Below are 6872 nucleotides of genomic sequence, written 5' to 3' on the forward strand. Positions count from 1 at the left end.
TGCTTATTTAGTATAAATATATTTTAGCTACTGAGAAAAGGATTTAGCGATCGCACCTTTTTTTCCAAACCTCACAAAATCGCATTGCTCCCCTTAAACCATAAGTGTTTCAGCTTTTCTTAGTGCCATTCGATCCTTTTCCCTTACTGTTTCATGCAAGGGACAATGCCTTGGAGACAATCGAGGACAATGAAGACAACCGCCGCAAGGGATGGCAACGCATTTCATTGTTTGCGCTTTACTTACGTCCAAGTGTGTTGGAAGTTACTCCAATCGGACAGATGTTTCGTGATGCTCTCAAAGCACCGAGCGCGATCGCATTGTATCGACTACAAAAATTAACAAGTGGTGGGGGTTTAAGTCCCCTGCCTAAGGACGGCAGTTACTCCCTGTTGTAGCAACTGCCGTTACTCCAGACGTGTAGCACAATACTTCTTGATAACTCTGCATCAAGATATCAAAACATTCTTGACACAATACTTTTCTATGTCCAATGAATCTCTTTGGAACGAAAAGCTCTATCCCAATCGTTAGCAATCACCTCCATCATATTGATCATACCTTCATAGCCAAAATATGGCTTATCAACATAAGTTTCTCTGTTAGTGGGGCTAAATACATCAAAAGCAATTTTGATTCCCAATTCCTCTGCCATGTATTTTTCCCATGCCGAGCCAATCACAGCATCAACATCAAACTCTTCTAAGGTCTGTTTTACCTGATAGCCATCTGCCGAAAATATTACACGGGAAGCAAGACCGAGGCTGTGCAGTTCTCGCTCCAGAATTAAACGAGAATCAGGCATCGCCGAGCGAAATAATAAGACTTCAGGAATCATCTCCAATTCTTCAAAGAGCATTCTCACCAGTCCAATGCCAAGCGTCCCATCCGCAGATACAGCAATTCTACAGTTACGATATCGGGGAATAATCATCAATGCTCGTTTGCGAAGTGTATCTACGACCATTTCTTCGCCTTGTTTGATGATTGGCTCCACTTTTTCATCTATCTTGAAATGTGCCGCCAATGCCTTCAACCATCGAGTAGTGTTGTTTACACCTATTGGTAAAGGTATATCATCAAGGATAAGCGGGATGTCATGGGTCTGTTGCATTTTCCGAGCAAACTTATACCCAACATCATGACTGAGAACAATATTGGCGGTTGCCTCACCAGCTTGCTCTAGTTCTTCAAAGGAGGTATTATGAGAGAAGACCGTCTGTACTTTAATCCTTAAAGATTTTAACGTCTGCTTTACCCATTCCAAATCAGCCCACCAAGTAGGATTCAGATTTGCCTGTGGTGCAATGATATTTACAATCCTTGGCTTCCTGCCCCTTCTCTTGATCTGCCTTTTTTTGATAAAAGGAAGTAAAGCCTCCAAACCCATCTCCAAGCCATCATAAGCATTGCCCCGAAACCCACCAGCCATTAAAGGAACGAGTTTGGCTTTGATATCTGGCTGAAGTTGATGGCATAATCCCGCAATATCTTCACCAATTATATCCGCCGCGCAAGTACCAACGACAAACATAACCTTAGCATCAAAAGATTTATCCGCGTCTTTGATCATCCCTTTGAGTTTCTCAGACGCTCCCATCACAATGTCTGACTCAAAAAGACGAGTACAAGCTACTTTCCGCTTGGTGAAATCAACTTCATGAGCATCATACCCAGCTGCAACAGTGGACGCGCAACCCTGTGGAGACTGAATCACAATACTGACATCTTTAATGCCAGCAACTGTAGTTGCAATACCTTCAAGGGCACAGCCAACGATTGGGTCTTTACTATGGTCACAATTATCAAAAGTTAGTCCAGCAGACATTTTTCCCTCCTGTTTCTCTAAGGTTTGACTATGGTAAACGCGTTTCACGTAGCTTGTAGCGACTTCTGCCTTGACGTTTCAGTGTTTCGCGCAGCCTGTAACGGCTTCTATCTTCCCTGTAGCAACTTCTGCCTCGACGTTACCGTATTTCGCGCAGCCTGTAACGGCTTCCGCCTTGACATTTTTGGCTTAAGTCTTTATTACTCGTTACAACATTTGCCCCGTCTCTTCTCTGCATATACGGTACAGTCAGGCAGGTCTTGCGCTAGTTTTCCAGTCAGTGATTGAGCAGATGCTAACCCCGAATCTTTAGGGAACACCATTTGCTTGGTTAAAGAACTCCGAGGTCTAAAGCCGTATTGGAGTGCTGTTTTAATACACTTTGCGACCTTTAAAGCTCCACGATAGCCAAATCTGGGACGATTTAAGATGGCATTTAAATCGACGACGGGAATATGGGGGAAACTCAAGGAAGAACCAAAATACACTACTGAGTCTGCATCAAGACCACCAATGAAATCCAGTAATTCATCTTCGGTTTGTTTCATGGACTCGTACTTTCCAAAGGCCAGCGTCCCCTTCGTAATCAATATTTCCGGGTCTAACCCTGTTTCTAACAAATAATCTACACTGGTTTCTCGTGCTTCTGTACTCCAGGGATGGAAGTTATAGATGACTACACGCATCCCAAAATCACGCTCCAACATGTGAGCAAGGGACAAGCACTTGATAGCATCATGTCCTTCGATAATTGCTAACTTCCCTTCTATATAACTCTTAGCTGCTTCAAATTCAGTCTTGATTGCGGCATATTCCTTTTCCATTAGGGCAGCCGCCTGTTCTTCCATCCCTAAATATTTTGCAGCCCCTTCGAGCCATTTTTCTGTAGCGGTGATTCCATAGGGAAGGATAGTAGAATTTAATGGAGTACCAAACTTGTCTGACATGGCTTTGCCGATGGTATAGCCAAGATCCAAACATAAGGTACAGTTGACTGCTGCACTCGGTGCTTGCTTGAGTTCTTCTAAAGTACAGTCACCAGCGATAACACTGTGAACTCTTGCACCTATTCCTTCTATCAATCGCACCAGTTCTTTGACATCAGTTTCAACTTCCGTCCTTTCAGGGCCCATCTTTGCGCCCACAATATTGACAGCATTAGCTAGTTGTGCTTTCCGCTCTGGAGTTGGCGGCTCCATAAAGTCTACGATTTGCCGAAATACGATATCAAATCCACTGCGATACTCCCCGGCGAATCCTTCACAATGTATCGTCATGATCTCAGCATCGATTTCGCTGCGGGCTTTATTCACTACGTCATCAACACAGTCGCCAATAATACCAGACGCACAACTAGTGGCAACAACGATCGCATCAGGATGGTATTTTTCATCTACTTCTCGAATCGCCCCTTTTAATTCTTTTTCCCCTCCAAAAATTACCGCCTTCTCACTCATGTTCGTAGTCACCACGGGTTCATAAGGTGAACCACTATTGCGGCTATTAGTCAGCTTGTATGCCCGCTTGACACCATAAGCACAGCCACTCGGCCCGTGAGAAATGACGATCGCATTTTTAATCCCACTTAAAATCTTCGTTGCAGTCCAGAATTTACAAGGGCGGGTATGACTACCTTGTAAAGTAGTCTTAATCTTACCCTCTTTTGCCAAGCGATACAGTTCGCTCAAATTTCCGTAAAATACGACATTCTTATCTATACTTGTTGCAGTCATGATCACTCTCCAGTCTTTCAATAGCTTTTGTAGCAGTACCGAATGGCACTAAGTTAAGATACAGCCCTTGCCCTGACTGGGAACCGATTCTGGGAGGCTCCGGCTCCTCTTTCTTGACCAGAGGCAGCAGCCCTCTTTTGAATACATTCCCAGTCAGTAAGACTCTTAACGAGGTGACATAAGCCTTTGGGCTTTTCTTAATGCCATTCGTAGCAGTATCCTGTGATTTGTAAACCAGGCTACTGAGCTGCCCTCTGACTAATCAGTTAAACGGGTGCTGCCTGGTTTACAATTGATGTAGGATTGCTAAGTATCGTAAAAATTCAGATGGAAATACCATCTAATGATTTGGCGAGAGAGTTGGCGGTGGACGAGAAGAAATACCACTGTGGATAGATGCCATCCCCCATACATATCACCTTCTTACCAAACGTTTAAGAGCCACTCACGCTCGTGCTTGTTCTCCATATCTGCAAACATGGCGTTGGCAATGTTGTCTGCTAGCCATTCTGCTCCTTTATAGCCAATCACAGGATATTTCCACAGACCTGCGCGGTCAAAGCTGGGGAAGCCGATCCGAACCATCGGAATTTTGTTATCGATGGAAATATATCGACCCTTTGAATGACCTAGAATCAAGTCGATTTCCAGGGATTTATCTTTGATGCGGCGCTCCAATTCCCAGAGGTCTGCATTCCAGATGACTTCGATATCACAAGCTGCTTGCTTCTCCAACTCCGCAATTCTTGGATCTTTGGTGCAGGCTTTGTTGTCGTCTCCTAACAACATCAGTACTGGCTCTAACTCAACTTCTAAGCAGAACTCTGCTAGACCAATTACTAAATCGGGATCTCCGTAAATAGCAACCTTCTTGTTGGCGAAGAACATGTGGGCGAGGTCTGCGATCGCATCAATAGCTTTACCACGTTCTCTAACTAAAGATTCTGGTATTGCTTTGCCTGTCAGTTTGCTGATATTTTGCAGCCAGATGTCGGTATTTTTGATACCAATTGGTGTTGGGCCAATGATTGCAGGAACCTTAAACTTCTCTTCTAAGAATTCTGCTGCGCTGCCGCCTTCATATTTACATAAGGCAATAGTTCCCAACGCATTAGCAGAATCAGCAATTTCTTCAATGGTGGTATTCCCAAAGGCAAAACTTGTCTTATCGGGCATCGTGGGCGCATCGAAGGTTTCTGTATCCAGTAAGATGTTTCCTGGAACGTCCATCTCTTTTAAGATGCGCTTAACTTCAATGACATCTCCAGGGTTAAGCCACCCAGTGATGATGTTCAACTTGCCAGTTGGTTCGCCTTTTTTTGCTAGGCTAGAAATGATTGCATTTACGCCGACATTATAGCCAGTGACTTGACTGCCTTTGTAACTGGGGGTATGTACAGGAACAAGGATAACCTTGCGATCCGGATAAGTTTCCTTTAAATAGCCGTTGAGCTTGTTAATGGTTCCTTCGATATCGTCCCCAATTGTCTCAGTTGAACAAGTCGTAATAATTGGGATAATCCGTAAATCGGGATATCGTGCTACTAAAGTCTTTACGCCTTCCTCAATGCGTGGCTGTCCTCCAAGGACAGCGCTATTTTCATGGAGTGAAGAAGAAGCAATGTCGAAATTTTCCTTCAAATGCTGGGCAAACAGGAGACGAACGAACATACTACAACCCTGTCCTCCATGCACCAGGGGAATACAATCTTTTATTCCGATGGAAGCATATTCAGCCCCAGCAGGCTGACAGGTAAATATAGGATTGATGATTCCCTTGCGTTCTTTCTGTTTTACGACTAAAGACATTCTCTTGACTCCTATGTGGTAATAAAATTGCGTGATGCGTGTTTGGCGTTGCTGAACGAAGATATGAGTTGTCTTTCTGAGCTTAAGAAAGTGGAGCGATGCCTGCGGCGAGCTAACGCTGCATCCAACCAAGAAGCAAGCTACTGATAGCATCGATTACAGAAGAAAATTAGAATTGAATTTCTTGAAAATCTTGAAAGCTAGATGAGATGCTTCTGTAGTCAGACGGTACGTGGACACTACGCTGCTTGGGAATGCTTTTGGTGTAGCCCGTCGGTGACACCGCTCTTTACTCTGTAAGAAAATTTCTGCACAAACACTAACAGGATGACTTAACTCTAATTCATACTCCAATTCAACAACGCCGTTCGTTCAGTGAGGTAATCTGATCTTCTCCAAAGAGAGAAGGGAGACGCTAAGAGCGATCGCAAATCCGCGAGCGTCACCCAGAGGTTTGAATTACCGATCTAATTGCTTTAATAAAGCGAATAATGTAATTCACCATTCTTCGACTTGGTTATTACAATATCGATCAGCATTGCCTTAACATATTCCAGTACTGCCTTCTTTTGCGAGTTTTCCATGCTATTTAACCATGAAAACCTAATTTCCAGGTCAGCCGAAAGGATCTTCGCATCTGCATAAAAACCCCTGTCGATCAAGGTTTCTAGAACCACCTTTTCTCCAGTCAAGATTTGGGCGGCCATATTGAGAACACCATTGATGTTTTCTTCCCGATCCCATGCACGAGAGTGAAACTGCCACAAACAGCGTTCTTGAATTAATTTTGTGACTTCCGCAGCTCGATCTTGAATGTATGACGCGATTTCCTTAGCTTGCACTTGAACCTGTGGTGCAACTTCCTTCGCTTGTGGTTGAACTTGTGGCGCAGTTTCCTTAGCTGGCTTTTGAACCTGTGGTGCAACTTCCTTCGCTTGTGGTTGAACTTGTGGCGCAGTTTCCTTAGCTGGCTTTTGAACCTGTGGTGCAACTTCCTTAGCTTGTGGTTGAACTTGTGGCGCAGTTTCCTTAGCTGGCTTTTGAACCTGTGGTGCAACTTCCTTCGCTTGTGGTTGAACCTGTGGCGCAACTTCCTTAGCTTGGGGTTGAGCTTGTGGCGCAGTTTCCTTAGCTTGTGGTTGAACCTGTGGTGCAACTTCCTTAGCTTGGGGTTGAGCTTGTGGCGCAGTTTCCTTAGCTGGCTTTTGAACCTGTGGTGCAACTTCCTTCGCTTGTGGTTGAACGTGTGAAGTGGCTTCCTTAACTTGCTGTTGAACTAAAGAAACGACTTCCTCAGATAGCTCTTTGGTTGCTTTACCGTTGCCATTACCATTGGTACTTGGCAGATTTTTATCACCACGGATGTCATCTTTAGCCAATTTCATCAGAGGGGAGTAAATGGCATTATACATATCACGCGCCATATTCACCGCACCTTCAAAACCCATATAAGGGCCATTGTGGTAGCCATGACCATTCACATAAGGCAAATGCAACTTCTT

4 protein-coding genes and 1 pseudogene are annotated in these 6872 nt (G+C 44.3%); 1 reads left to right on the top strand and 4 read right to left on the bottom strand.

The features are described from left to right. Positions 1-131 precede the first annotated feature (131 nt). Positions 132-308 (top strand): annotated as a pseudogene (locus V7K73_RS02840) (DUF4336 domain-containing protein); the annotation flags it as partial. 176 nt (positions 309-484) lie between these two features. Here the strand turns inward: V7K73_RS02840 and V7K73_RS02845 are convergent. The 4 genes from V7K73_RS02845 to V7K73_RS02860 all read right to left on the bottom strand — a co-directional run. Further along, positions 485-1828, bottom strand: a complete 1344-nt coding sequence (locus V7K73_RS02845) for a nitrogenase component 1 (protein WP_334876941.1) — start codon at positions 1826-1828, stop codon at positions 485-487. 200 nt (positions 1829-2028) lie between these two features. Beyond that, on the bottom strand, positions 2029-3561 hold the full coding sequence (locus V7K73_RS02850; protein ID WP_334876943.1) for a nitrogenase component 1: 1533 nt from the start codon (positions 3559-3561) through the stop codon (positions 2029-2031). A 423-nt stretch (positions 3562-3984) separates the two neighbouring features. Then, the gene (vnfK, locus tag V7K73_RS02855) at positions 3985-5370 is read right to left on the bottom strand and encodes a V-containing nitrogenase subunit beta (RefSeq protein WP_334876945.1); all 1386 of its coding nucleotides are present in this window, start codon (positions 5368-5370) and stop codon (positions 3985-3987) included. 476 nt (positions 5371-5846) lie between these two features. Continuing rightward, positions 5847-6872: Fe-only/vanadium nitrogenase subunit delta (locus tag V7K73_RS02860; protein ID WP_334876947.1), on the bottom strand; the 1026-nt coding region annotated here is incomplete at its 5' end.

The sequence above is a fragment of the Nostoc sp. genome, assembly GCF_036916975.1.
In the GTDB taxonomy this organism is placed as follows: Bacteria; Cyanobacteriota; Cyanobacteriia; order Cyanobacteriales; family Nostocaceae; genus Nostoc.